Source organism: Bacillus sp. SIMBA_005, from assembly GCF_046535585.1.
GTDB lineage: Bacteria > Bacillota > Bacilli > Bacillales > Bacillaceae > Bacillus > Bacillus pumilus.
Genome location: NZ_JAWRWI010000850.1, coordinates 1 through 251 on the forward strand (window position 1 = coordinate 1; position 251 = coordinate 251).

Sequence of the window (251 nt, forward strand, 5' to 3'; positions counted from 1 at the left end):
CTTTTACCGCAATCCACATATTCAAGATGTCGCAAATATACAGGAAGCGGCAGTTGTTAATAATCCAGAAAATCCAAATGAATTGGCGTTATTTCTTTTTGAAACTTACTATCCGTTAACGAATGACTTTGTTATTTTTTCAAGTGAGATGGATGCGGAGCAAGCGTATCATCAATATTTTCATTGATGGAGGTAGAGGATGCGAAAACCATTTACACCTCAGCTCGTTTATTTTGAACCTGATGCGCTCG

General features: G+C 37.8%; 1 protein-coding gene. It reads left to right on the forward strand.

The features are described from left to right. On the forward strand, window positions 1-187 hold a 187-nt coding region (locus tag SB660_RS22480; protein WP_410584696.1), incomplete at its 5' end, for a transcriptional regulator SplA domain-containing protein. Between the last annotated feature and the right edge of the window lie 64 nt (window positions 188-251).